Source organism: Flavobacterium hibernum, assembly GCF_000832125.1.
In the GTDB taxonomy this organism is placed as follows: domain Bacteria; phylum Bacteroidota; class Bacteroidia; order Flavobacteriales; family Flavobacteriaceae; genus Flavobacterium; species Flavobacterium hibernum.
This window is the reverse complement of the sequence record NZ_JPRK01000004.1, coordinates 177,346-203,232: the sequence shown is the minus strand read 5'-3', so window position 1 is coordinate 203,232 and position 25,887 is coordinate 177,346. Positions and strand designations below refer to the sequence as shown.

The window sequence follows — 25,887 nt, the reverse complement described above, 5'->3', positions numbered from 1 at the left end:
TTAATCAATTAATGATTTATAAAAATCAATATTATCTTTGGCAACTTTATCTGTATCAAAGAGCTTTTTAACTCTATTTCTAGCATTTTCACCCATTTTAGTTCCAAGATTTGAATGATCTAAAAGTTGTATTATTCTAGATGCAAACAAATTGTGATTATTTGGGCTGACTAAAAAACCGCTTTCTCCATCCATAATCATTTCATTTGCCCAACCAACATTTGATGCGACAATTGCTTTTTTCATAGCCATTGCTTCTAACCAAGATACTGGAAGCGCTTCTGCAAAAGAGGGAAATATGCAAACAGTTGCTTCTTCGATTTTTATTTTTATTTCAGAATAAGGAACACTTCCTAAATAGTCGACATTAATTTTAGCTTTTTCTGAAAATAGCTCTTGCATCATTTGCCAAGTCGAAGATTTTCCTGAAATAATATCGGGAACATCTTTACCAACTAAAATCAATTTAGTATTAGGACTATTTTCTATTACTTTATTAAAAATCAATGGCAATTCGAGAAGTCCTTTTTTACGAATTAAACTTCCAAAATAGAGTATGGTTTTCTCTTTCTGAGGATTTTCAATATTGGTCTGAAACAAATTTGTATCGATAGGATTTGGAATAATTGTAAATGCTTTATTTAAACCAAAAATCTCATTTGTTTTATCTGCTGTAAATTGACTTACGGACAATAATCTATCCGCATTTTTTAAAGCTCTTTTTTCATGAAATCTATTAATCCATTTTACTGGCCGATTGTCTAAATGGCAAAAATAAGTGTCTGAGCCATTTAATCTTATAATTAACGGACATGATTTGGGTTTTATAAATGATGTAATTCCTGTCCAATCTGGGGCTTCAACCAAATCAATTTTTTTGTCTAAAAATAATTGATTTATAATTCTTTCTAACTTTTTTCTCGTTAAGAACCACGACAATCCTTTTAGCTTCACATTCTTTATTTGCTGAACTAGAATTCCATTGTCATCAAAAACATTATCTACTTTTTGTCCATACACCAAAACCCGAACTGTAATACCTTTTGATAAAAGACCAATTGCCAAATTTTTAATACTGGTTCCTATACCACCAGAATTTCCTGTTTTTGGATGCGGATATTCTGGTGTTAAAAAAGCAATTTTCATGAATCTTATTTATTAAAAAAGTCTTTTAATATTCTAGCTGTAAAGATTTTTGCTCCAGCGTCAGTCATATGTCCACATGATGAGAAATATTTATTTTCTATTACAACATTCTCATAGTTATGAATTTCAGGATATGCTTTTTTTACTTTATCAAAATAATTCATTCCAACAACATTTTCGCACATTGGAGTCATTACAGCAATAAAGTTGATGTTGTTTGCTTTGCATATACTTTTAATCTCTTCGTAATATTTATTATGTGGCAACGGTTTTAAATTCAATATGTTGTTTTTCATATTCCCGTTTTTATGTTTCGCTAACGGGTAATAACCTTGATTATCTAGAGCATTTGTTGACTCGCCTTTTGTAATATTATAAATTTCTCTAAAACCTATTTTAGAATCATACTTTACGTATCTGTAAAAAGGAATATAATATAATTGATTAAAATTTTCCTGGCTCAAAAAATGATCTTTTATTACTTCTGAATTATGAATATAGGGCAGGAATTTTGCAGAAACTCCATCAGATTCCTTATCGTTTGAAAGATTTAAATCGGCCTCAAGAATTACATTTTTAATTTCATATTTTCGTTCGATCATTAATTTAAGCATTAATGAGGCTTCAAATAAATGCCCTCCACTCATACCGTAATTAAAGGTTTTTAATCCTTTGTCTTCAAACATTTGAGATACAAAATGATTGTTTGCTCTTGATGAACCCAAAATCACTACATCATAATTTTTAGCTTTAGAATTTATAACCGCTTCTATTTTTCCACGATTTTTAGATTGCATAAAAATTGCCGTATACAATCCGTCCAGCACAACTGCTATAAAAATTGTAACGAATAAAATTTTGACTAAATAAATTAAAAACCGCTTCATTAAAATTGAAAATATATAAATTCTTTGTAATCTGAAAAAGTGCCAAATGCCATAATCGCTAGTATTGCCAATGCTATTTTAAGCATACTATTTTTTCCTGATAAGGGCTCAACTTTTGTTCGGTTATTCCATTCAACCAAAACAAATATGCCAATCATTAATAGTAGTTCATAATTATAGCGGTCATTTTCTAGAAACTGAAAAGCAAAATCTCTGTTTGTTACTATACGTTTTAAATATAAAACAGCATCAGAAATCGTTCTTGCTCTAAAAAACACCCACGCAACACACGTAATTAAAAACGTGGTAAGAATGCTTACGATTACTTTTACAGAATCAAGATTCCAAGTAACTTTTATTTCGTCGATATTATTTCGGTTACTATTTCGTAACAATAACGGTAAAAAGTAAATCGCGTTTATGAATCCCCATGTAATATAAGTCCAATTGGCTCCGTGCCAAAACCCACTAACAACAAAAATGATAAATGTATTTCTAATTTTCATCCAGATTCCGCCTTTGCTACCACCTAACGGAATGTATAAATAATCCCGAAACCAAGACGAAAGCGAAATATGCCAGCGACGCCAAAACTCTGCAATGTCTCTTGAAAAATAGGGATAATTAAAGTTTCGTAATAAATCGAGTCCGAATAGTTTTGATACTCCTAATGCAATATCCGAATATCCTGAAAAGTCACCATAGATTTGAAATGCAAAATATACTGCTCCTAAAATAAGCGAGAACGAATTCATTGAAGTATAGTTGTCAAAAATTGCATTGGCATATGTAGCACAAGTATCTGCAATGATAACTTTTTTGACTAATCCCCAAATAATTTGACAAACTCCTTCTTTGGCTTTTTCTAAATCAAATTCTCGTTTTACTTTTACCTGAGGCAATAAATGTGTTGCTCTTTCTATTGGTCCGGCAACTAAAAGCGGAAAGTAACTTACAAATAGTGAATAATCTACAAAGTTATATTCGGCTTTTATTCTTTTATAATAGATATCGATAACATAGGATAATCCGTGAAAAGTATAAAATGAAATTCCGACTGGAAGAATTACTTTTAATAAAATTGGGCTTGCCTGAATTCCAACCGAATTTAATAATTCTGAGAAGGATGTTGCAAAAAAGTTGTAGTATTTAAAAATGCCTAAAAATCCTAAATTGACTAAAACGCTTAGCCAGAACCAGAATTTTCGACTTTGTTCTGATTTTCCTTTCTCGATTTGAATTCCGGTGTAATAATCCAGGAATGTAGAGAAAACTAGTAAAAAAAGAAATCTCCAATCCCAACAGGAATAAAAATAATAACTAGCAACAATTAACAATGCATTTTGTGTGCTTTTCGTTTTATTGAAAACGAACCAGTACAAGAAAAAAACGATTGGTAAAAAAATAGCAAATGCTAAGGAATTAAAAAACATATATTGATAATAAGGACTTTAGTGGATTTATAGATTTTGATTCTTATTAACTAGTTCAAAATAATTTTCAACCATATTGATTAGCGAAAAAGTGTGCAAATTATCATTAATAACTGAGTTATTCTCTAAATTATAGTTTTGATTTAAAACTTTTAATAAAATCTCTTTTAGTTGGTCTATTTTAGAAACTTCAAACAAAAAACCGTTTTGATTTTCCTTTACCAGATCAAGAACATTTCCTTCTTTTCTTGTTGTTATTACAGGTAAGTTGCAAATTAGACTTTCCAGCACTGTATAGCAAAATGTTTCGCCGTGTGAGGGATGTAACAGATAGTCATAATTACAATAAATTTCATTTAAATTGGACACACTTCCTTTAAAACTAAAAATATTTTGAAGAGAAAAATCGACAATCATTTTATTTAATTGCTCTTTGTAATATCCTTTACCATAAACATCAATCGAAAAATCAAAATTATGCTCTTTCTTAATTTTATTTACCGCTACAATTAAGTCTTGAATTCCTTTTTCTTTTCTTAAATGACACGCGACAATGAATTTGTTATCTGGAATAAAAGAAGTTTTCTTTTTAAATTTTGAAAAATCTACTCCATTTGGAATAACTTTTATTTTGCTTTTTATATGATTACCAAAATCATTTATAAGGTGATTTTTACTGTATTCCGATACTCCAACAAAAACATCTGTATGTCTTGAAAACAAAATTCCTTTTAGTTTTTTCTTTACTTTATTTTTGAAAGAATATCCGTTCAAAGGTCTGGGATTATGATCAACTGCTATAATTTTTGCTTTAGACAGTTTTTTAATTTTATAGAAAAATGGTGTAGAAAGTTCTAAAAAATGGGTAATAATATGTGTATACTCAGGTTTATTATTTTTAAAATAAGAAAGAAAATAATTTTCTAAACTAAGTTCTGTGTTACTGTAAATAGTCAAGTCTGAATAATTGCCATGATTTGATTTGTTTGGAAAAAACCAATCTACTTGAATATTATTGTCTTTGCATTTTTTATCAAATTCCCAGAAAAAATAATCCATGCCTCCAATTCTTTCGGGCAGCAACTCGTAATTACATAGAATAGCAATTTTTTGCATGCTTACGTCCATTTTAAAAGAGTTTGTGCGATTCTTTTACCTGTGTTTTCTAATGGCTTACTTACTTGCAATTGCAATAATTCTTTTCTGTTTTCTGAATCTAATTCTGAATTATCTAAATACAAGTTTATTGCATTTATTAATTCTTCCTGATCTTTTACAATTTTGGTTGCATTGCTTTTTACAACATTTTCTATATGAGCATACTTTAAGAACCGCTGATCGTCATATAATCCATTTTTAGAATTCCCAAAAACGGTATTTATTACAGGTTTATCAAACTGAATAAAATCAAGACTCATTGTAGATAACATATTAATATTAAGATCTGAATACTCTAATAAGCTTCTTAAATCTTTAATATCTTCGATCGAAGGAATTCTTTGTGACCAGGATTCTTGATGATTTTCTCTTGATAAATTCCATTTTGGATAATTCCATTTTATGAAAGGAAATCTCTTCGCGTAATTTGAAAAACGGATAGGATCTTCTGCCGGCGAAGTTCTTATAATAAAATTTACATCTTTTATTTTTCCTTCTTGTATGGCATTAGCTATGGTTTCGATATACAATTCATCATTTTTACTTGTAGAAATATCTCCACAACTAAAACAAATAGTTTTTAAATTGGGATTTAACTTAAATTTTAAAATAAATTGTTCTTTAGAAACTTTGTATCTATCCAAAACATAGGGCTCAAATTGTGGCGTTCCAACCACTTCAATATGATCTTTTTTTACTGACGAATAAAACTGTTGCAATTCTGATTTCATTAAATTACTCCAAACCAAATAATAATCAAAATTGGCTGCCATCCTTCCTTTTGAAGCCAGATTATCCCAACTAAAAATAAATGAGGCTGTTTTAATTTTTAGTTTTTCTGCTTGGTAAACCAATGGCGCTATATATGGAGGTCTTTGATGGGTAAAAAACAATAGATCAAAATTCTCTTTTTCTAAAATTGTTTTATAACCAATTGTTTTCGAATCGTTTTTAAAAGAAAGCTGTTGTCTAAAATTAAATCTTTGAATCCATTTTTCTGAATGTAAAACCGAAGTTAGTTTAAATATAAAACGAGTTGCATAACCTCTATTACTTTTTGAGGTTGATGTATTGGTTTTTAAACTATCCTGAATTCCAAAGTTGTTTTTTTGATGTAGTTTGAGATGTGCAACTTCTTTGGCTTTTCTAAAAAACCATGTACTAAACTTTTCCTCAAAAACATCCAATTCAATAATTTTTGAGTTTATTACAAATTCCGAATAAACTGAAGCTGGCAAACAAGAAAGAATTACAACTTCATCGAATGTTTTTTCGGCTTCAATTAAGAAATCACTTAAAATAAAGTTTCTAAAACCAACACCATCTGTAATTACTATTCCTAATTTTTTCATTTATAATTTATAATCTTCTTAATTCTATTTTTAATTGTTTTAGTAATTTTTCTTTTTTACCAAGATTTAAAAACGTAACCATTAATTTGAATCTCTAAATTGTTTTTGATGATTGAGTTGCCAAATATCTGTTTTATTAAGACATTGAAGAAATAGCTCGTTACTATTACCATGACCAAAATCATTTTCTACACTTTTTACTTTATGTGAGTTTATAATTGAAAGTGCCTTTTTTATACCTTTTTCAGAATAATCTGTATTGATAATATCAGCGTGAACAGCTCTATTTTGCTGGCGGGTGCCTATATTAATTATAGGAATTCCATAATATGGAGCTTCTCTAATTCCTGCACTACTATTACCAATAATAAACTGACTGTTTTTTAATAGAGTCAAAAAATACTCAAATCTAAGTGACGGAAAAATTCTGAATCGTTCATTTCCTTTCAGTCTTTCATATTCTTCAAGGATAAATTGGCTTCCTAAATCGTTATTTGGAAAAATAACGATGTAATTATGATTGTCTTGCAGTAATGAAGTTACAAAGTTTTGTACATATTGCTGCATTTCTTTAATTTCGGTAGTAACGGGATGAAACATTACTATTGCATATTTTTCAAAATCAATTTTATAATATGCTTGGGCTGTAATTAAATCCGGTAAATGGTCTGAAAACATAATATCGACATCTGGGGAACCAATTGTAAATATTGATTCTTTTATTTCTCCCATTTGTATCAATCTTTTTTGTGCCTGTTTGTTGGATACAAAATGAATATGGCTCAATTTACTTACACTATGCCGAATTAGTTCGTCTACAGTACCAGAAATCTCTCCACCTTCTATATGTGCAACTAAAATATTATTGAGTGATCCTACAATTGCTCCTGCTAACGTTTCTACTCTATCACCATGCACTACTATCATATCTGGATTTACCGCTTTGCAATATGCCGATAGTCCTTCGATGGTTTTAGCAAGCGTTAAATCCATCGTAGTTTCATGTGTATGATTTTTGAATGTATGGATGTTTTTAAAATTACATCTCTCAATCTCGATTAAAGTGTACCCGTAAACTTCTTGCAAATGCATTCCGGTAACAAAAATATAGACTTCAAAATCTTGTTGCTTTTCAAGAGTCTGAATTAGTGATTTTATTTTACTAAAATCGGCGCGCGTACCGGTAAGAAATAGGATTTTTTTCATTGAATTATTCAAAATCAGAGAAATCTAACTGTTCATCATTTTGAATATCTCTTTTTGCTATTTTTCCAATTATATCATTAAAATGTTCTGCTAAAATTTTACCCGTTCCTGGTCGTTTTACCCAAATATTTTCTTTAGATAATTTTTCTCCTTTTTTAATTGGAACTATTGTACAAACGGTTGCAAATGCAAAATCGATTGTTACTTGTTCTTCTAAAGCTGGTTTTTTAATTCCACCACGCATTAATGCTATTTCTGCTGATGAAGTAATTAATTCTTTACACGCTTTTTCGTCCATACTACAAACAATATCCGGACCTGTTCTTTGCATATGATCTGTAAAATGTCTTTCTAAAACACTTGCGCCTAGAGCAACAGCTCCCAAACAGGCATTATTATTTAGAGTATGATCACTTAAGCCAAAAACTTTATCAGGAAATGCTTGGTGTAATTCGATCATTGCATCAAAACGTACCAAATGAATGGGTGTTGGATATAAATTTGTTGTATGCAAAAGTGCTACTGGAACATTGTATTGATCAAAAATTGCTACTGCTTTTTGTACACTTTCTATGGTATTCATTCCTGTGCTTAATATTACAGGTTTTCCAAACGAAGCAATATGTTCTAACAAAGGATAATTATTACATTCGCCAGAACCTATTTTATATGCTGGAATATCGAACTTTTTTAGACGTTCTGCTGCCGCTCGGGAAAATGGTGTCGATATAAAAATCATTTCTTTGCTTTCGACATAATTTTTAAGTTCCAATTCTTCCTCTTCATTCAACGAGCAACGCTCCATTATTTCATAAATAGAAACATCTGCATTTCCTGGAATCACTTTTTTAGCAGCACCGCACATTTCGTCTTCAACAATATGAGTTTGATGTTTTACAACTTCGGCACCTGCTCTATGTGCAGCATCTACCATTTCTTTGGCTACTTGCAGGGAACCTTCATGATTAATTCCGATTTCGGCAATAACTAATGGCGGAAAATTCTGTCCTATTTTTCTTCCGGCTATTTCTATGTATGGGTTCATAAGGCAGGTTATGAATTAGGTTTTAATATGTTTATGATATAAATATTTGGCGTAATCAAAATCTTCTTGTGTATCGATATCGACGTTGGCAAAAATATGATCTATTTCTAAAGGAAATGCATCTTCAGAAATAATTATATCTTCAAGAATTAAGGATGCTTTTGTAATATAAAGCAATCCATTTTCGAAATAAAGAGGGTCAATATCCTGACTTCTTTGTCCAATTTTATAATTATAAGGGATGAATTTTTGATCTGTTATTTTTCCGAATTTTTTATAATTCCTCGAAACGGTAAATAAACTATTGCAGTTTTGCTTTTGATAAATTTCAAATGCTTGCTTTAACAAGTTTTCCGGACGAATTGGATTTGTTGCTTGTAGTAAAATGACATTTTCTACATCACAATCAATACTTTGCAAAACATGCTTTAATGCCGAAACTGTAGGCTCTAAATCTCCTGATAGTTCCAGAGGTCTATCAATAACTTTTGCGCCGTATTTTAAGGCAATATTTTTTATATCCTCATCATCAGTCGAAACATAAATTTCATCAATAATTTCACTGTTTTCTTGTGCAAATAAGATACTAAAGGAAAGCAGTGGAAACCCATCCAACAACTTTATATTTTTTTGTGGTAGTCTTTTTGAGCCACCACGTGCAGGAATTATAGCAATATTTTTCATCTCAAAATTTTAAATTAGATAAATTCCTCATTTTTACAATCAAACTTTTATCAACAGGCTTTCTGTATTTTAAAATTTCAGGAATATGTATTAGTACAATAATGACCGTCTTAAAATAAATCTTAAAATACTCAAAATCAAGTAATGCATATTTTTTAAAATTATGCCAATACAATTTTAAAATATTTATTAAGGGAAAAGGATAATAGACTAAATAGTAATACGTTGAATTTTTTAATTGCTTTCCAAATCTAAAGTAGTTTTGTTTATTCTGTTTCCTTTGTTCTCTATTAACTCTATGATTTACTTTAATTTTATTCGTATATAAAACATCATAACCTTTGGCTAATACTTCAATAGAAAGACAAGATTCTTCTCCGTAAATATCAATCCATGACGGAAAACCATTTGTTTGATTATAAACAGACTTTCGAATCGCAAAGCCACAACCAATAAACTGGGAAGTGAGAAATTCTTTCTTATCTTTTTCAGCGTGTTTTAATGCCTCAATATCGGACGGATAAATCCCTTTTATTTCCTCAAACGAAAGAATTCCAACATTTGGGAACTTATTAAATAACGTTTCAACTTTAAATATAAAATCCTCATTCAAAGGATGGGCATCATCATCTAAACCAATTAAAATCTCAGAATTGGCTAGAGGATAAATTTGATGTCTGGCTGCTGAAGCTCCAATCGATTTTGGAGAAACATACCATTTTACCCAAGTCAATTCATCTTTAAGATTTTCTGAATCATCTGAACAGCCATCCAAGAAAACTAAAATTTCAACTTGAGATTTATCGATTAACGAATCGAGAATTATTAGTGTTTTAAGTAAATCTACTTTACGATTTTTTGAAACGATTAGAATTGAAACTCGCATTTAATATTTCTTAATCATATTATCTGGCAATTTTTTCCATTTTAAAAATAAATTTACTGTCCATTTTACTGAAATAAATTTTACAAATAATCGATTTTTTATGAAATATAATATTTTGCTTATTTTTCTCTTTTCAGTAAAATCATGTTGAAAAACTACATTATTATTTAAAATTTGATTGGACTTATCGAACATCCAATCTTCCAGGACATTCCCCATATGATAAGCATAATTATCTTCTGTAGTCAATCGCCAGTAATCTTTTTTTAGAGGCAATTCATCCAAATAAAGCTCACTATTTCCTCCCATTTTATGACTGAAATATGACGGCATTTCTTCGAACATATTTTTTCGATAAGTAGCTACAAAATGCCCCGATCCAACTAGAACATTCATTTCAGAATTAATTTCTATTCCAAGGTTAAATTTTAAATAATCCTGATTATAACTTCTGTCCCAACCTATGCTATCGTAGAAGCGAATTAAAGCATCTGAATTTTTGACAGGTCTAAACCTCATCTTTTTATTGAAAAAATTATGAAAAAGTATATTTCCACAATAATGTTCATACATCTTAAATTGCGGCACGATACCAACTGTTCCAACATTAGAGACATTGGCAAAAATTTTAGCTGTTTCTTGTTGCCAATTGGGCAAAAACAACACGTCAGAATCTGAAATGGTTACTAATTCTATATTATTCCCTGCGAGACCTTTGATTATTGCATTTAGTTTACCAATATTTTCGGTATGAATAAGTTCTTGGATTTTATTTTGCTTTAAGAGAGTATCTAAATAATCTGATACCATTTTATCACTACCGTTATTAGCAATAGTAATAAAAGTTTTTTGGTGAGTTGTAGCCAATAAAGATTCTATACACAGTTTAAAAATCTCAAGACTATCTTTAAAATAACCTTCCTGATTGGGTATATAAACGGGTATAATAATTTGATGAATATATTTAGATTCATCATTTACTTGGTCTTTGTGTGGATTATAACCTACGCGCATAACCTAAAATCCAAAAGTTTTTTTGATCCTATTTCTAATTCTTTTTTTTAATTTAATCATTTTCTTAACTAAGGTATCTTCTTTAATTTGCTGCTTAAAAAAATCTTTATTTTGAGATATTATCCTTGGATATGCTCTTTTAAATTCATTGTAAACACTACTTTTCTTTTTATTAATATACAGAGAATCTCGTTCACCGTATTTAGTAATAAATAATACTTCTATAATTTTCCAACTATTCAATAAGCTGGTAGCTTTACTTTCTGAATTCAAAACACTTAAATTATCATGTGAATTATTTCGATATAACACATAGGTTTTATCAGAGAATAATATCTTTTCAGTATTTAATAGTATTCTAAAAAAGAATTCTCCATCATCATTAACAGTCAAACTTTCATTCCAATAACCTGCAAAATTGATTAGTTCTTTACTTATTAAAAAGTTATGACATGGAAAAAATCCCCCATGTAAACCAATTAAATCAAAATACTCTTTTGAATTATCAAAACTTCTATAATCATCTTTACCTTCATAGATAGAGATTCCTTCATCAAGTGTGTTAAACTGTCCCCATTTACAGATTGCAATTGTACGTTTACTTTCCTGAAAAAGTAAATTCATCTGTTGTTCAATTTTATTTTCCTTTAGAATATCATCAGAATCTAAAAATTGAATATAATCACCGGCAGCTATTTTTAGACCTAAATTCTTAGAAATACTAGGTCCTTGTTTATATGCTTTTGGCTTGATTATTAATTTAAATCTATTGTCTTTTTCCTGAAAAGAATTGATCACTTTTATCGTTTCATCTGTCGAATTATCGTCTACAATGATACATTCCCAATTTTTATACGTTTGGTTAATTACACTAATAAGAGTTTCACCAACTAAATGAGCTCTATTAAAACTAGGTATTATTATAGAAACTAATGGCTGGTTCATTTATAACGAATTATACAAATTACAAATCTTTTCTTTTATTTTATCATAATTATAATCTTCAAGTGCATTTTCATGATTCAAACTGGCTAAAGAAACGAGGCTTTCTTTTTGTCCTATTATCTGCATTATCTTATTTGCAATTTCCTCAGGATTTTCAGGATTATCAATTGTCATCCCAAAATATTTGTTACCAATGAGCTCCAAAGTGGCATTACCTGGATTTGACTGTAAGGGATATGCACCTAATAATAATGCCTCTATCAATGTATTAGGCATTCCATCAGAAATATTATTACCTATATACAAAAAGGATTTTCCAAAATAATGAAACAACTCTAATTGATTCAGTTGTCCCAAAATTTTAACTTTTTTACTCAATTCAAAATCTGAAAGAATAAAATTAGAAACTTCTCCTCTGGCAGAAAAAACATAAATTTCAAATTTTTCTAAATCTTTTATAATTGTTTTTATCGCTTTTAAAACAAAAAGGGCTCTTCCTATCTCATTTTGATATCCTTTTATCAAAATAATTTTTCGAGGATGTAGTTCTTTGTAACTTGATTTTATATGTGCTAAATCATATCCTGCACCTCCTGGTAAAACTCCTAAAAATTGCCCCTTAAAACCATATTTTTCTGCTAAAAAGAAATCTCTTTTACAATCTGTTATTAAAAAATTTGTTCTTTTTAAAACGGAAGAAATTTTTTCTAAATCACTTTTCAAAACTTGATGTCTGAAAATATCATTTCCCCAACAAAAATAAACCCATTTGATATGGATATATTTTTTCATTACTTTCAAAATAGGGAAAGAACAATAATGTAATTCAAAACTATGAACAACATCAGGTTGAATTTCTAAAATTATTTTCTCAAAAGCCTCTTCTACTGACACTTCAAGATTGGGAACAATTTTTTCATATAATAGAGGTATTTTTTTTTTCAAAAAATATTCCCCCTTTATATAGGGCAACTTTCTTTTTTTCCAGTCTGTAAATTGATGTACAGAACTCAATGTTTCTAACTTCCCTCTATCTAAAACATCAAACCAATGCAATTCGTGATCTGCATCTTTTAAATTTTCTATCCAGCGAGTGACATGGACAGATGGCATCGAAACAAAAAGAATTTTCATTTTTATAGAATAGTTTTTATTACTGTTCTTGTAAGACCAACAATTATAATAGTTTTTTTAAACAGTAAATACTTTTTTATCTACTTGCTAAATATTAAGTTTCTTAATTTATAAACACCTAATCCTTTAAAGTTTTCAATTTTCATCAACTTATAAAGAATTATGACAGGCACTAGAATTATTTGTTTAAAATTAAAAATATTAAACCTTAAATAAAGAAAATAAAACCTTACAGAATCATAAAAAGTTCCATCATAAAAAACATAATTTTTAAAAAAATCAATACAATTAGAGCGCATTATCTTATTGTGTTTTTCTAAATATGTTTTAAACAATAAAAATGCTGATTCGTGTGTTTTTATCATTTTTTCCCTATTTCTTGGGAAATTGAAATCGGGGTGACTTACTCTGTAAAAGCTATCACAACTATCTGAACGACTAGTTATTGATCTACCTTCATTTAAAAAAGCTCTAATATGAAGTTCTGGATCTTCAAAAACTGATAATCTTTCATCAAAACCATCTATAGACTTTAGAAAATCACATTTCCATAATGGACTCGTGACGCAAAACGGATTTAATCCACTCAGAAACATTTTTAAATATGAAGTATCTGAATATGTTTTCATTGTCTTATTAAAGACTCTACCACCATCATTAATTTCTTTTTGAAATGTTTTGGTTCTAAATATCCATAAATCAAAATCTAAGTTTAATTGAACAAAATCGATTCTATCTTCTAAACACTTTTCAGAAAGTAAATCATCTGAATCTAAAAAAACAATATACTCTCCTGCGGCTTTTTCGATACCAAAATTTCTACAAGATGAAGGGCCCTTTAATTTTTCTGTTGGACGATCGAAATACTTAAATCTATTGTCCAGCATAACATATCTATTTAATACTTCAAAGGCATTATCAGTTGAGCCATCATCAACAATGATACATTCCCAATTAGTATAGGTTTGTGCCAAAACGCTATCGAGAGTTTCACTTATTAAGTGAGCTCTATTATAAGTTGGGATTATTATGGATATTAATGGATTTTTCAATTTATTTTTTATAATAAATCATTGACTTTATAACCAACTTTATTTCATGGAATAATATTAATTTGCTTTTCCACTCTTTTTTGATTTTCAAATATTGAAAATAAACTCTTGGTGAATACTTTTCTCTGTTTAAAAAGTAATCCTTAAATATATTTTTTTTAAGATTTAAGAGATACTTTTCAAAACCTGTTTTCTCAAAAAAGGAAATTTCATTCGCAAGAATTAATTTATTTTTTAACGCAGGAAATTGCTGCATTTCCTCAAAGTCAAGCACATCTCTTCGAATAATTTTCTTTAAAACATTTCTACTCTCATTATTTTTTTCAAAATTCAAATAATTTAACAAGTTCAATTTAATCTCTATTGCTGCCTGTTTTTGCTCATTATTCCTTTTATTAGAAACTTGAGAATTGTGCATCCGATAATACAGTAAAACTTCTTGTAAATTGTGTAATTTCCCTACCATTAATAACCTTGTCCAAAGATCATAATCTTCTGCAGGCTCTTTGCTTCTGTCATAAATTAAATCATATTCTTGAAAAATTTTCTTTCTCATCATTACCGTTGGGTGTCCCATAGGACAATCTTGCAGCATGGCGAGTTTAATCTCTTCGTGATTTTCACAAACGGCAAATATTTTAGCAGTCCCGATTATTTTAAAAAAACTTCCACAAACAACTACATCTAAATTTTTGTCTAAAAAATCAATTTGCTTTTCAAACCTTTCCGGAAAACTTATATCATCTCCATCCATTCTGGCAATATATTCTCCTTTAGCAATGCTTAATCCGTAATTTAGACTATTAGTATACCCCGTGTTTAATGGTTTTTCAATTAATTTTATTCTATTATCATGATAGCTTTTTATTATTGACAATGTTTCATCTGTGGAAGCGTCATCAATTATTATAAATTCAAAATCCAAAAAAGTCTGGTTTAAGATACTGTCAATTGCTTCTTTTATATAAAGTTCGCAATTATATACAGGCATTAACACTGTTATTTTAGGTTTTTTTATAATACTATCCATTCTTCTGGAATTATAGATTTTATGTCAATCTCTTTTGACTGAAACCATTTTTTGGGAGCGATGACTATTTTTTCAGGATTTTCATTCAACCAAGCGCCCCACCAGCTAAAAGAACTGTTTGCTATTATATTATGACTACAAATACTCATCAAGAACATATCCATCCAACTATCTAGTTCTTTATTATGATCAACAAAAATTTTATCAAAAATAAGAGCTCCAAAGTTATCTTTTACCCATACTGAATCATCTGAAAAAAAAACAAGAGTTGGGTTTTCTATTTTTGAATTTATGATCGAGATGGCTTCTTCGTAATATTTAAAACTACAAGAACCGTGTACTTGATTTGTTATTATATCATTTACATAATCACCTCTTCGAATATGAATTGCAATAGTATTTTTGTTTTTTAAAATGGAAATTAAATCTGTATTTTTTGAGGAAAGTCTATTCATTGGAAAAACAAATAAATCTCTTATATAACTCTCAAAACCAATAAAATATTTAAAACTTTGAAAGTATCCAATTGCAAAAACAGGTGATTTAAGTGAATTTGCTTTTAATGAGTATTCGAATGTAGGTTCATTAAATATTTTTGGATAATTTAAATTAATTTTCTTCTTAACTTTCTGTATAATAGACAAAGTAGAAAATAATGAAGTGTCACTTCTTTTTGCAAATACATATTCATTATCAAAAATTGAAAGTTCAAAATTTCTTGGTGTATAACCTTCTTTTTTTTCTGTTAGTTTATAAACGCTATCTTCAATAACAATCTTGGTATTATTTTTTCTCGCAAGGACACTTGCAAAGGCATATTGAAACATTTGGTTGCCTAAACCTCCTTGCAATTTAATTAATATCATTTAATTATCTCCTCCAAAGACTTTCTCTTACAAATATGGAATTAATATTAGTATCTGCATATAACAAATATCCTTTTTGCTCAATGTATTTAATCAATTCTTTATTTTTTAAGCCGTTCCCACTGTTTGAAAAAGAAATTGTCTCAATACATATAACAATAGGAAAATTTTTATCAAAATCTATACTTTTAATAATAAGCTCATCAATTCCTTCTGCATCAATACTTAGGAATTGCGGGAAAATACCATTTGAAAATTCATTAATTACATTTGATAAAGTCCTAACTTTAATTTTTTCAATACTTTTAATTGTATAATTTCCTTCTTTTTGATAATTATACGCTTCTTCTTTAGAAAAAGTGTTTAGTGTTGTAGAAGAAATAATATAAAAATCTAGTTCCTCATTTTTATTGCCAATACCTATATTAACATTGACATCTTTTTTTCTCTCTTTTATAAAAGCTTTAAAAAGAGTTGGATCTGGTTCTATATTAATTCCTATACTACCATTTTGATAAAATAAAGCAGTATTGCTAATGTAATAAGGGTGATGTGCACCAATATCAATATAAGTTGGATTTTTAATATTCAAATTTTCAAAGATGTATTTTACAATCAAATCTTCTCCAGATTGAGAATACGAAATTTTTTGAAATTCTGATTCTAAAGTATTTGAAAATACTTTTTTCTTTATCCTTTTTAAGATATTTTTCATTTAATTATTTCTGTTTTCCCATGATAATTTTGGCATAATTAGTCCTGGTCTCGAATCAGCATAAGCACTATTTAATCCATCAATATTAATTGCATTAAATTTCAACATTAGATCATCATCATAAACTATCCACCTAACATTATGAATACCTATTGCTAATTTAATTCCGAAAACACCATTTTTTAATAAATTCGCAGGTATCGAAACTGATATTAAGTAACATCCCTCATTTATTTTGATTGACATTTTCTCTAAATCGTCATGAAAAGATCTAAAAATAACAATCCCACTATTTAAATCGACTAGATCAAATCCAATCCTTAATCCTAAAACCTCTTTAATGACTTTGTATTCTATGCTTATAAGAAGTTCTTTATTGGTATAAAAATAATTATCCTGAGCATCATCTTGATATAGAAAAGCTTTTTTTAAAATAAAGAAATCATCGTTCTGATTTTTAATAAATTCATCAAGTGAATTACTATTGAAATCACTTTTTTCAGAACTTAAATAAAAATTAATGGCTTCATCAATATTACCATTAAACTGTATAGTTCCATGTTCCATAACTACTCCCATTGTACACAAACTCTTCACTGCAGCCATATTATGGCTTACAAACAAAACAGTCCTTCCTTCTCCCTTAGAAATATCCTGCATTTTTCCAATAGCTTTTTTCTGAAACTCTGCGTCTCCTACAGCTAAAACTTCATCGATAACCAAAATTTCTGGTTCTAAAAAAGCAGCCACTGCAAATGCTAAACGAACTGTCATTCCAGAACTATATCTTTTTACAGGAGTATCAATGTAACGTTCGCATCCTGAAAACTCAACAATTTCATCAAGCTTAGAATTTATCTCTTTTTTAGTCATTCCGAGAATTGCTCCATTCAGAAAAATATTTTCTCTTCCGGTCATTTCTCCATTAAATCCTGTACCAACTTCAAGAAGTGAGGCAATGCGGCCTCGTGATTTTATACTTCCAGTCGTTGGAGCTGTTACTTTTGAGAGTATTTTTAATAAGGTAGATTTACCTGCACCATTTTTTCCAATAATCCCTAGAACCTCTCCTCGTTCAACTTCAAAATTAATATCTTTTAAAGCCCAGACATAATCTGAACTCCCTTTAGTAGAGCGGTCGTTTATGTCCCCAATTTTTAAATACGGATTCTCTTTACCCCTTATTCTATGCCACCAACGGTTAATGTCATGTCTCAAAGTTCCTGTACCTATCTGCCCTAAACGGTATTGTTTAGAAATATTATTGGCCTTTAAAATTATTTCTTTTTTCAATGGTAGTTGTAAATCTTAAAATAATAGATCAAATATTTAGATTGTAAGTTTTGAGTTTTAAACAGTATCTATAAAACTCTTTTCTGTTTTATTAAAAACCAACAATCCAATAAAAAATACCGCAATAGTTACTATCAAGGTGTATGACAATCCTAGAACTGAAACTTTTCCCACGTTTAAAAGCATATAACGTGCTGTTTCTATTATATAAGCCAAAGGATTATATTCAACAAGCCAACCGTAACTTGGTAATTTATCTTTAATTAATTCCATAGGATACATTACTGCTGATAAATACATCAATAACTGTATTCCAAAGGTTATTAGATAGCTAAAATCACGATATTTGGTAACCATTGAAGATATAAGCATTCCTAATCCTAGTCCTAAAAGTCCCATCAAAACAATTAAAAAGGGAAAAAATAATAAAGAACTATTAATTGTTAAATTACTTCCCTTAAAATAATAGAAAACATAAAATGCAACAAAAATAAAAAATTGAATTCCGAACTTCACTAGATTAGAAATCACAACTGATAAAGGAGTAATAATTCGAGGAAAATAGACTTTGCCAAAAATCGCAGCATTCGCCTTAAAAGTATCTGATGTTCCTGTTAAACAAGCTGTGAAGTAATTCCAAACGGTTATTCCAGCCAAATTAAATAAAAATGGTGGAATGGTACCTGTATCAATACCGGCAACATTATTAAATATTATAGTAAAAGTTATAGAAGTAAACAAAGGCTGAATTAAATACCAAAGTGGTCCTAGAACAGTTTGTTTATAAACCGTAATAACATCACGTTTTACGAAAAGCAGCAACAAATCTCTATATTGCCAAACTTCGTTTAGATTTAGTGAGAAGAATTTATTTTTGGGCGTTATTTCAAACAACCAATCATTTGGGGTATTGTTGTCGTTCATTATTATTTTAAACTAATTAGCCGAAATAATTTCTAAAAAAGCAAGATTTATTTAATTAACAAGATTTTTATTCATTAATAAATCATCCAAAAAACAAAAAGGCGTTTTATAAAAAAACACCTTTTAATATTTTAGCTATTAAGCATGACCATTTAATGAAAGAATTACTTATCTAGGACCTCAAAAGTAGAGTTCATACTTTTAAATTCAGGAACAATTTTTTTCATCTTAGTGACAATATCATCGTTTTCATAAAAATCAGCAATACCTATAAGTTCATCAATCTCAATATGTAAATTTTCATATTCATCTTGTATCTCTTGAGCAATCATAATTTTATTATGATAAGTTGGTAATGTTTTCGAAGTATCATTCAATAATTCCTCATATAGTTTTTCACCAGGTCTCAAACCAACAATTTTTATTTTTATTTCTTTATCAGGAATAAAACCTGCCAGTTTAATCATTTTTTTAGCCAGATCAATAATTTTCACTGGTTTACCCATGTCAAAGATATAAATCTCTCCTCCATTACCCATTGCTCCAGCTTCGAGAACTAATTGACAAGCCTCCGGAATAGTCATAAAATAACGAATAATATCCTGATGAGTTATAGTAACCGGACCTCCTTCTGCAATTTGCTTAGTAAACAAAGGGACAACGGATCCATTTGAGCCTAAAACATTTCCAAAACGCGTGGTAATAAATTTAGTCGATCCCTCATTATTTTCTTTTTGGTTTTTTAAAAATAATGATTGCACATATTTTTCAGCTATTCGTTTACTAGCTCCCATTACGTTACTAGGATTAACTGCTTTATCTGTGGACACCATAACAAACTTTTTGACATGATACTTACAAGATAAATCAGCTAAATTCTTAGTTCCTTTAATGTTGGTCTGAATAGCTTGTGATGGATTTTCCTCCATCAGAGGTACATGTTTGTAAGCTGCCGCATGAAAAACGACATGTGGGTTGTAATTTTTAAAAACTTTTTCTAAAGCTTTTTTGCTTCTAACATCTGCAATAACTGCAATAATTTTTGCCTCTGAACCTAAGGCTAGTGTTTCTAAACACAAGTTATGAAGAGGCGTTTCTGCATGATCTAAAATAATAACCATCTTTGGATTAAAACCTAAGACCTGTCTTACTATTTCACTTCCTATAGATCCAGCAGCTCCAGTAATAAGAACAGTCTTGTCTTTTAATTGTTTTGAAATTGACTTACTATCCAGAACTATCGGTTTTCTTTCTAATAAATCTTCAATTTGAATGTTTTTTACTTTCTGAGATATTTCTTTTTGGTTTTCCCAATCCGAAATCAAAGGAACTGTATAAACTCTATAATTGAATTCTAAGCATTGGTCAACAATGATTAATTGTTCTTCTTTAGACAAACTTTTATCAGCAATAATAACACCTTCAGCAGCTACAGAACGCATTAACGCAGGTAATTTTTTTCTTAAAATCAAAATCGGCAAATCTAACATTCGTTTAGACGCATTCTGATTGTTTTTATCTACAAACCCAACAATTTTAAAACGTGAAGGAGTTTCAAACTTTAATGCATTTGCAACAGAAATAGCATTTGCATCTGTTCCATAAATAACTGTTCTAATTAACTTAGAATTTGTTTTCTCTGAAAAATATAGTTCAAAAGTTTGTTTAACAATTACGCGATACAAAAACAATCCACAGAAAGACAATACTAAATTGATAAAAAGGGCTGTATTTAAAAAAGCTTTGTGTCCGGTATATAATTCAAAAACTAAATTAAAAAACAAGAAAAACACTAAAACTGACATTTGAGAAAACAACAATTTTATTGCATCAATATAAGAGGAATGTCTAATAATTCCTGAATACGTCCTAAAAAGCCAAAAGAAAAATACATTGATGACAATTAAACTCCCTACAAAATAGAATTCATGAGAAGTAATAATATATCCCAATGCTGTTCCTTCAAACAACATATAAGTGAAAGTAAATGAGAAAATCAATACCATAATATCTATGGCAATGATAATCCACCTAGGTAAATAACTTAGGTTATTAATACTAGCTCTTAAATTTCTTGGTGAGAAAGAATTATGCAATAAAGAGGCTATTTTGGTTTGTTTATCTCTATCCAATTTGGTTCAGTTTAATTTTGTAAACTTTGTATGACTTACAAAAATACAAATTAAAGGTTTTAAAAAATTATTTATGCATCAAAATTACACTTTAACACCTTTTTTCTTTTGTTTTAAAAATTCTATTAAATAAGATCCGTATCCCGATTTAACTAAAGGTAGTGCCAGTTCTTCAAGTTGAGCATCGTCTATGAATCCTTGTCTCCAAGCAATTTCTTCGATACAACCTACTTTTAATCCTTGTCTTTCTTCAAGTACCTGAACAAATTGCCCTGCCTGCATCAAACTATTAAAAGTTCCTGTATCGAGCCATGCTGTACCTCTACTTAAAATTCCAACTTTTAAAGCTTCTCTTTCTAGATAAACTTTATTGACATCGGTAATCTCATACTCTCCACGAGCGCTAGGCTTAATATTTTTTGCAATTTCTACGACAGAATTATCATAAAAATATAATCCTGGTACAGCATAATTTGATTTTGGTTCTTCAGGTTTTTCTTCAATAGAAATCGCTTTAAAACTCTCATCAAATTCAACAACTCCATATCGTTCTGGATCTGAAACATGATAAGCAAAGACTACTCCTCCTTGTGGCTCTGTATTAGATTTCAGCAATTCCTGCATATTAGATCCAAAAAAGATATTGTCTCCTAAAATCAATGCAACATCGTCATCCCCAATAAATTCTTCGCCTATCACAAAAGCTTGCGCTAATCCATTAGGAATGGCTTGTTCTGCATAGCTAAATTTGCAACCTAAAGACGAACCATCTCCTAATAATTTTTTAAAATTTGGTAAATCATGTGGAGTGGAGATAATTAATATTTCACTTATTCCAGACATCATTAAAGTTGATAACGGATAATAAATCATCGGTTTATCGTAAACAGGCATCATTTGTTTACTCATTGCAAGAGTCAAAGGGTGTAAACGTGTGCCAGAACCTCCGGCTAAAATAATTCCTTTCATATACTTTGTTATTACATTTTTAGATATTACATTTTAGATTTCTTATCATTGAAATACTAAAATAAAATCTTAAAATCTCCTTTCTTTAAATAAACATTTTCTTTAAACTCTCTTTATAATTCGGAACATCTAAATTATAAACTTCTTTTATTTTTTTCTTGTCTAACAATGAAAATTCGGGACGTCTAGCAGGTGTCGGATATGAAGTTGAAGATATCCCCCCAACATTACAATTATAGCCCCCAAAGTCTTTTATAGTCAACGCAAATTCATACCAACTTATTTCTCCTTCATTTGAATAATTATAAATACCTGAAATCCATTTTGAAGATACTATAATATCCATCATTGCCTGAGCAAGATCAGCTGCATAAGTTGGTGACCCTATTTGATCATTCACAACATTAATTGATTCTTTTTCCTGCATCAATCGCTGCATTGTTTTTACAAAATTATTTCCAAATTTACTATAAACCCAAGACGTTCTAATGATAACTGAATCCGGATTTTGTTGTAAACACGCAATCTCCCCAGCTCTCTTACTAGCTCCGTAAATATTAATCGGATTTGTTTCTGCCTCTTCAGTTAAAGCAAGCGAAGAAGTTCCATCAAAAACATAATCAGTAGAAATGTGAATTAACTTAACATTATTTTCTGATGCATATTTTGCAATTAACTCGATTGCCAGATGATTTATCGTAAAAGCTAATTCCTTTTCAGTTTCCGCTTTATCAACTGCTGTATAAGCACCAGAATTTAGAATTATATCAGGTTTAATTTCGTTTAACTGTATTTTTAGAATATCTAAATTATCTAATGTAATTTGAGTTCTATCCGCAAAGACCCAATTGTATTGTGTATATTTTGACGATAAGGTCGATAATTCAGATCCTAACTGTCCATTTGCTCCTGTTACAAGTATCTTCTTCATTAAAACAAACTATTACAATTGTCAATAAAAGGAAGTATTTGATCTTTTTCAGAAACTATTGCATTCTTCAAATCCATTCCCCAATCAATATTCAATGATGGATCATCATATTTAATTCCGCCCTCTGAAGCTTTATTATAAAACTGATCACATTTATACATTACAGAAGCAGTCTCGCTAATAACCGAAAAACCATGTGCAAATCCCTGAGGAACTAGTAATTGTTTTTTATTTTCTGCCGATAGCAGAACACTAAATGCCTTTCCGAAAGTCGGAGAATCTTTTCTTAAATCTACCGCTACATCAATAATTTCTCCTTCTAAAACACGAACCAATTTTGTTTGTGCAAAAGGAGGATTTTGATAATGTAAACCACGTAATGTTCCTTTTTTAGAGAATGATTGATTATCCTGCACAAATTCAATATTGATATTTAAGTCTTCAAATTTAGTTTTACTGTAAGATTCAAAAAAGTAACCTCTTTCATCTCCAAAAACAATTGGTTCTAGAATAACTAAATCTTTTATAAATGTTTCTTCAATCTTCATGTTAAAATGGTATTCCTTTAATTATTAAAAAAAGTATTAATTACTTCTTTGATTCTATTTTTATTCTCCATTGTTATATTCGATCCTGACGGAAGGCACAATCCTTTTTCGAATAACTCCTCTGCAACATTTTTGCCGTAATAAGGATATTTTTCGAATAGAGGTTGTAAGTGCATTGGCTTCCAAAGTAGACGACTTTCTATATTAGCATTTTCAAAAGCCAGTCTTAAACTTTCTCTATTTTTATTTGTTATCTTATTTGGCTCAATCAAAATTGCACTTAACCAATAATTCGAGAAATAATCTTGATTGACAATTTCAAAAAGCGTTACTCCCTTTAGATCATGAAAAATTTCTCTATAAAAATTATTAATACTTCTTCTTGATTTTATATTCTGTTCGAGAATCTTCATTTGTCCAAGTCCAACACCAGCACAAATATTACTCATTCGAAAATTATACCCAACTTGACTATGTTGATAATGTGCCCCCTCATCTTTCGATTGTGTTGCAAAAAAAAGTGCCTTTTCTTTTATATGTTGTGAATTTGCAACTAATGCTCCTCCGCTTGAAGTGGTTATAATCTTATTTCCGTTAAAGGATAAAATTCCAAAATCTCCAAAAGTCCCACACTTTTTCCCTTTGTAAGAACTTCCTAATGCCTCTGCACTATCCTCTATGACTGGAATACCGTATCGATCAGCGATAGCCTGAATTTCATCAACTTTGTATGGGCTTCCATAAAGATGAACCGCTATAATTGCTTTCGGTTTTTTTCCTCCTTTAATTCTTTCCTTAATTGCGATCTCTAAATTTTCAGGACAAATATTCCAAGTATCTAATTCACTATCAATAAAAATCGGAGTAGCCCCTTGATATAAAATTGGATTAGCCGAAGCCGAAAATGTCATACTTTGGCAAATCACCTCATCACCAACCTTAACCTCTAATAAAATTAATGCTAAATGAATGGCAGATGTACCAGAATTCAAAGCTGTAACAAATGAACCCTCTTTAATATAGTTTTCTAATTCCTTTTCGAAATTATCAACATTTGGACCTCCAGAAGTAATCCAACTGGAATCTAGTGCTTTTTGAACGTATTGTCTCTCAAAACCACTTTGCTCGGCTAATGACAAAAAAATTCTTTTAGAATCCATTAATCTCCCAATAATTCGAATCATATCGAACATCATCTTCACTAACATTTGCAAGTGGCAACGTCGAAAATGAAATTAATTTAGAGTCTTTTTCTAATGATTGAATTGCATTCGCATATCCCATAGGAATATGGACAATCTTACTTTCTGACGCAGAAACAAAAATGGTTTCTATTTTTAAATCTTTCGATGGTTTTTTCCAATTATCTATTTTCACAAAATGAATTTTGAAAGAACCACTTAAACAATAAAAATTTTTCGCATCTAATTTATGTCCCTGCCAAGCGCGGATTGGATTTTCGTCAGAATTACTAATGATGTAAAATCTTTCAATATCCTTAAAACTAAAATCATTTACATACGAAATAGTCCCCCGATGATCAGAGAAATTTCCTCCCTGAATGACTTTAGGAATCATACTTTTAAGTTTTTTTTTTCAACAAATAAAATTTTAAACTATAGACAATAAGTAAAGGCGCAATAACAATTGTGAACAATGTTGTATCTGCTACTTTTTGATATATCGAAATAACTATAATGGAAATTAATGTTTGTGCAATTGCATAAAACACTGAAACTAGCCTATGATCAATTTTATACTCGTTACTTAAAACCTGATATAAATGCAATCTGTGTGCTTCGAAAATATTTTGTTTTAAATATAAACGATGAATGATTGTACATACAGTATCGACTCCATAAATGGCTAAAAACAGAAGCCAAACTAGAGAATTTGTAATTAGAATAAGTTTTAGAATAAAGTAAATTATCCAAAATGCAATTGCAATACTACCAACATCACCGGCAAAGCATTTGGCTTTTTTTCTATAATTAAAAAATAAAAAAACTAAACTTGCAATCATTGCATATTTTATAAAACTAGTATCTACGAAAAGCTGAATTGTTGCATTCACATATAATAAACTCCCCATTACAACTAACGTATACAACCCCGTAATTCCATTAATTCCATCCATGAAATTATAAGCATTTATAAGTCCGATAGCTAAGATGTAAGCTATTATAACTCCCCAAACAGGAACTACAGTAAACAAACCTAAGTCATAAAAAATCAAGGTAATAGAAAGAAAGTGAATACCTATTCTAATTTTATTGGAGAGACTTTGGATATCGTCCCAAAAACTAACTAAGCTAACTAAAGTTATTCCTGTAAAGAAAAAATAGTTGTTTTGAATATGTTGTGCAAAATATAATAAAGCTGAAAACCAAAAGATAATTCCACCACCTCTTAATGTTATTTCAGTATGTGAACTTCTCTGATTAGGCTTGTCAATAATATTAAAACGATCTGCTACTTTAAAATAAAGCAGCATTATAATCATTAAAATAAATCCGAGTATTGTATATTCCATTTAT

The 25,887-nt window shown here is 29.5% G+C and carries 25 protein-coding genes; all 25 read right to left on the bottom strand.

The window, feature by feature from the left end; genetic code table 11:
• Positions 1 to 1,146: a glycosyltransferase family 4 protein gene (locus IW18_RS04225; protein ID WP_041516315.1), complete on the bottom strand. Its 1,146-nt coding sequence runs from the start codon at positions 1,144 to 1,146 to the stop codon at positions 1 to 3.
• Positions 1,147 to 1,151: 5 nt separating this feature from the next.
• Positions 1,152 to 2,033 (bottom strand): hypothetical protein, encoded by an 882-nt coding sequence (locus IW18_RS04220; RefSeq protein WP_041516313.1) that lies wholly within the window; start codon positions 2,031 to 2,033, stop codon positions 1,152 to 1,154.
• Positions 2,033 to 3,466 carry an MBOAT family O-acyltransferase gene (locus tag IW18_RS04215; protein ID WP_041516312.1) on the bottom strand — a complete coding sequence of 478 codons (1,434 nt, stop codon included), beginning with the start codon at positions 3,464 to 3,466 and terminating at the stop codon, positions 2,033 to 2,035. The genes IW18_RS04220 and IW18_RS04215 overlap by 1 nt, the downstream gene beginning before the upstream one ends.
• 27 nt (positions 3,467 to 3,493) lie before the next feature.
• Positions 3,494 to 4,582 (bottom strand): glycosyltransferase family 4 protein, encoded by a 1,089-nt coding sequence (locus IW18_RS04210; protein WP_041516311.1) that lies wholly within the window; start codon positions 4,580 to 4,582, stop codon positions 3,494 to 3,496.
• 2 nt (positions 4,583 to 4,584) lie between these two features.
• Entirely contained in the window at positions 4,585 to 5,976 is a 1,392-nt protein-coding gene (locus tag IW18_RS04205; RefSeq protein WP_041516310.1) for a hypothetical protein, read from the bottom strand.
• Between the two features lie 81 nt (positions 5,977 to 6,057).
• Complete coding sequence (gene neuC / locus IW18_RS04200; RefSeq protein WP_041516309.1) at positions 6,058 to 7,182, bottom strand: UDP-N-acetylglucosamine 2-epimerase; 1,125 nt, start codon at positions 7,180 to 7,182, stop codon at positions 6,058 to 6,060.
• A 4-nt stretch (positions 7,183 to 7,186) separates the two neighbouring features.
• Entirely contained in the window at positions 7,187 to 8,227 is a 1,041-nt protein-coding gene (neuB, locus tag IW18_RS04195) for an N-acetylneuraminate synthase (protein WP_041516308.1), read from the bottom strand.
• Positions 8,228 to 8,242: 15 nt separating this feature from the next.
• A complete protein-coding gene (locus tag IW18_RS04190) occupies positions 8,243 to 8,911 on the bottom strand; it encodes an acylneuraminate cytidylyltransferase family protein (protein WP_041516307.1) in 669 nt (222 codons plus the stop codon).
• Between the two features lies 1 nt (position 8,912).
• The gene (locus IW18_RS04185) at positions 8,913 to 9,797 is read right to left on the bottom strand and encodes a glycosyltransferase family 2 protein (RefSeq protein ID WP_041516306.1); all 885 of its coding nucleotides are present in this window, start codon (positions 9,795 to 9,797) and stop codon (positions 8,913 to 8,915) included.
• Positions 9,798 to 10,811, bottom strand: a complete 1,014-nt coding sequence (locus IW18_RS04180; protein ID WP_041516305.1) for a glycosyltransferase family A protein — start codon at positions 10,809 to 10,811, stop codon at positions 9,798 to 9,800.
• Positions 10,812 to 10,814: 3 nt separating this feature from the next.
• On the bottom strand, positions 10,815 to 11,756 hold the full coding sequence (locus tag IW18_RS22605; protein ID WP_052480080.1) for a glycosyltransferase family 2 protein: 942 nt from the start codon (positions 11,754 to 11,756) through the stop codon (positions 10,815 to 10,817).
• The gene (locus tag IW18_RS04170; protein WP_041516304.1) at positions 11,757 to 12,890 is read right to left on the bottom strand and encodes a glycosyltransferase; all 1,134 of its coding nucleotides are present in this window, start codon (positions 12,888 to 12,890) and stop codon (positions 11,757 to 11,759) included.
• Positions 12,891 to 12,970: 80 nt separating this feature from the next.
• Positions 12,971 to 13,942: a glycosyltransferase family 2 protein gene (locus IW18_RS22600; protein ID WP_052480079.1), complete on the bottom strand. Its 972-nt coding sequence runs from the start codon at positions 13,940 to 13,942 to the stop codon at positions 12,971 to 12,973.
• A gap of 1 nt (position 13,943) precedes the next feature.
• Positions 13,944 to 14,972: a glycosyltransferase family 2 protein gene (locus IW18_RS04160; RefSeq protein ID WP_052480078.1), complete on the bottom strand. Its 1,029-nt coding sequence runs from the start codon at positions 14,970 to 14,972 to the stop codon at positions 13,944 to 13,946.
• The gene (locus IW18_RS04155) at positions 14,957 to 15,838 is read right to left on the bottom strand and encodes an alpha-1,2-fucosyltransferase (protein WP_041516303.1); all 882 of its coding nucleotides are present in this window, start codon (positions 15,836 to 15,838) and stop codon (positions 14,957 to 14,959) included. Before IW18_RS04155 ends, IW18_RS04160 begins: the two co-directional genes overlap by 16 nt.
• A gap of 4 nt (positions 15,839 to 15,842) precedes the next feature.
• Entirely contained in the window at positions 15,843 to 16,553 is a 711-nt protein-coding gene (locus IW18_RS04150) for an FkbM family methyltransferase (protein ID WP_052480077.1), read from the bottom strand.
• A complete protein-coding gene (locus IW18_RS04145; RefSeq protein ID WP_041516302.1) occupies positions 16,554 to 17,846 on the bottom strand; it encodes an ABC transporter ATP-binding protein in 1,293 nt (430 codons plus the stop codon).
• 57 nt (positions 17,847 to 17,903) lie between these two features.
• Positions 17,904 to 18,770: an ABC transporter permease gene (locus IW18_RS04140; protein WP_041516301.1), complete on the bottom strand. Its 867-nt coding sequence runs from the start codon at positions 18,768 to 18,770 to the stop codon at positions 17,904 to 17,906.
• Between the two features lie 164 nt (positions 18,771 to 18,934).
• Entirely contained in the window at positions 18,935 to 20,902 is a 1,968-nt protein-coding gene (locus IW18_RS04135; RefSeq protein ID WP_041516300.1) for a polysaccharide biosynthesis protein, read from the bottom strand.
• Positions 20,903 to 20,986: 84 nt separating this feature from the next.
• Entirely contained in the window at positions 20,987 to 21,871 is an 885-nt protein-coding gene (gene rfbA, locus IW18_RS04130) for a glucose-1-phosphate thymidylyltransferase RfbA (RefSeq protein WP_041516299.1), read from the bottom strand.
• 85 nt (positions 21,872 to 21,956) lie between these two features.
• Positions 21,957 to 22,802 (bottom strand): dTDP-4-dehydrorhamnose reductase, encoded by an 846-nt coding sequence (gene rfbD, locus IW18_RS04125; protein WP_041516298.1) that lies wholly within the window; start codon positions 22,800 to 22,802, stop codon positions 21,957 to 21,959.
• Positions 22,802 to 23,350, bottom strand: coding sequence for a dTDP-4-dehydrorhamnose 3,5-epimerase (rfbC, locus tag IW18_RS04120; protein WP_041516297.1), 549 nt, complete (start codon positions 23,348 to 23,350; stop codon positions 22,802 to 22,804). Before rfbC ends, rfbD begins: the two co-directional genes overlap by 1 nt.
• 17 nt (positions 23,351 to 23,367) lie before the next feature.
• Positions 23,368 to 24,510 carry a DegT/DnrJ/EryC1/StrS family aminotransferase gene (locus tag IW18_RS04115; RefSeq protein WP_041516356.1) on the bottom strand — a complete coding sequence of 381 codons (1,143 nt, stop codon included), beginning with the start codon at positions 24,508 to 24,510 and terminating at the stop codon, positions 23,368 to 23,370.
• Positions 24,500 to 24,928 (bottom strand): WxcM-like domain-containing protein, encoded by a 429-nt coding sequence (locus tag IW18_RS04110; RefSeq protein ID WP_041516296.1) that lies wholly within the window; start codon positions 24,926 to 24,928, stop codon positions 24,500 to 24,502. The genes IW18_RS04115 and IW18_RS04110 overlap by 11 nt, the downstream gene beginning before the upstream one ends.
• 4 nt (positions 24,929 to 24,932) lie before the next feature.
• On the bottom strand, positions 24,933 to 25,883 hold the full coding sequence (locus IW18_RS04105) for an MraY family glycosyltransferase (RefSeq protein ID WP_041516295.1): 951 nt from the start codon (positions 25,881 to 25,883) through the stop codon (positions 24,933 to 24,935).
• Between the last annotated feature and the right edge of the window lie 4 nt (positions 25,884 to 25,887).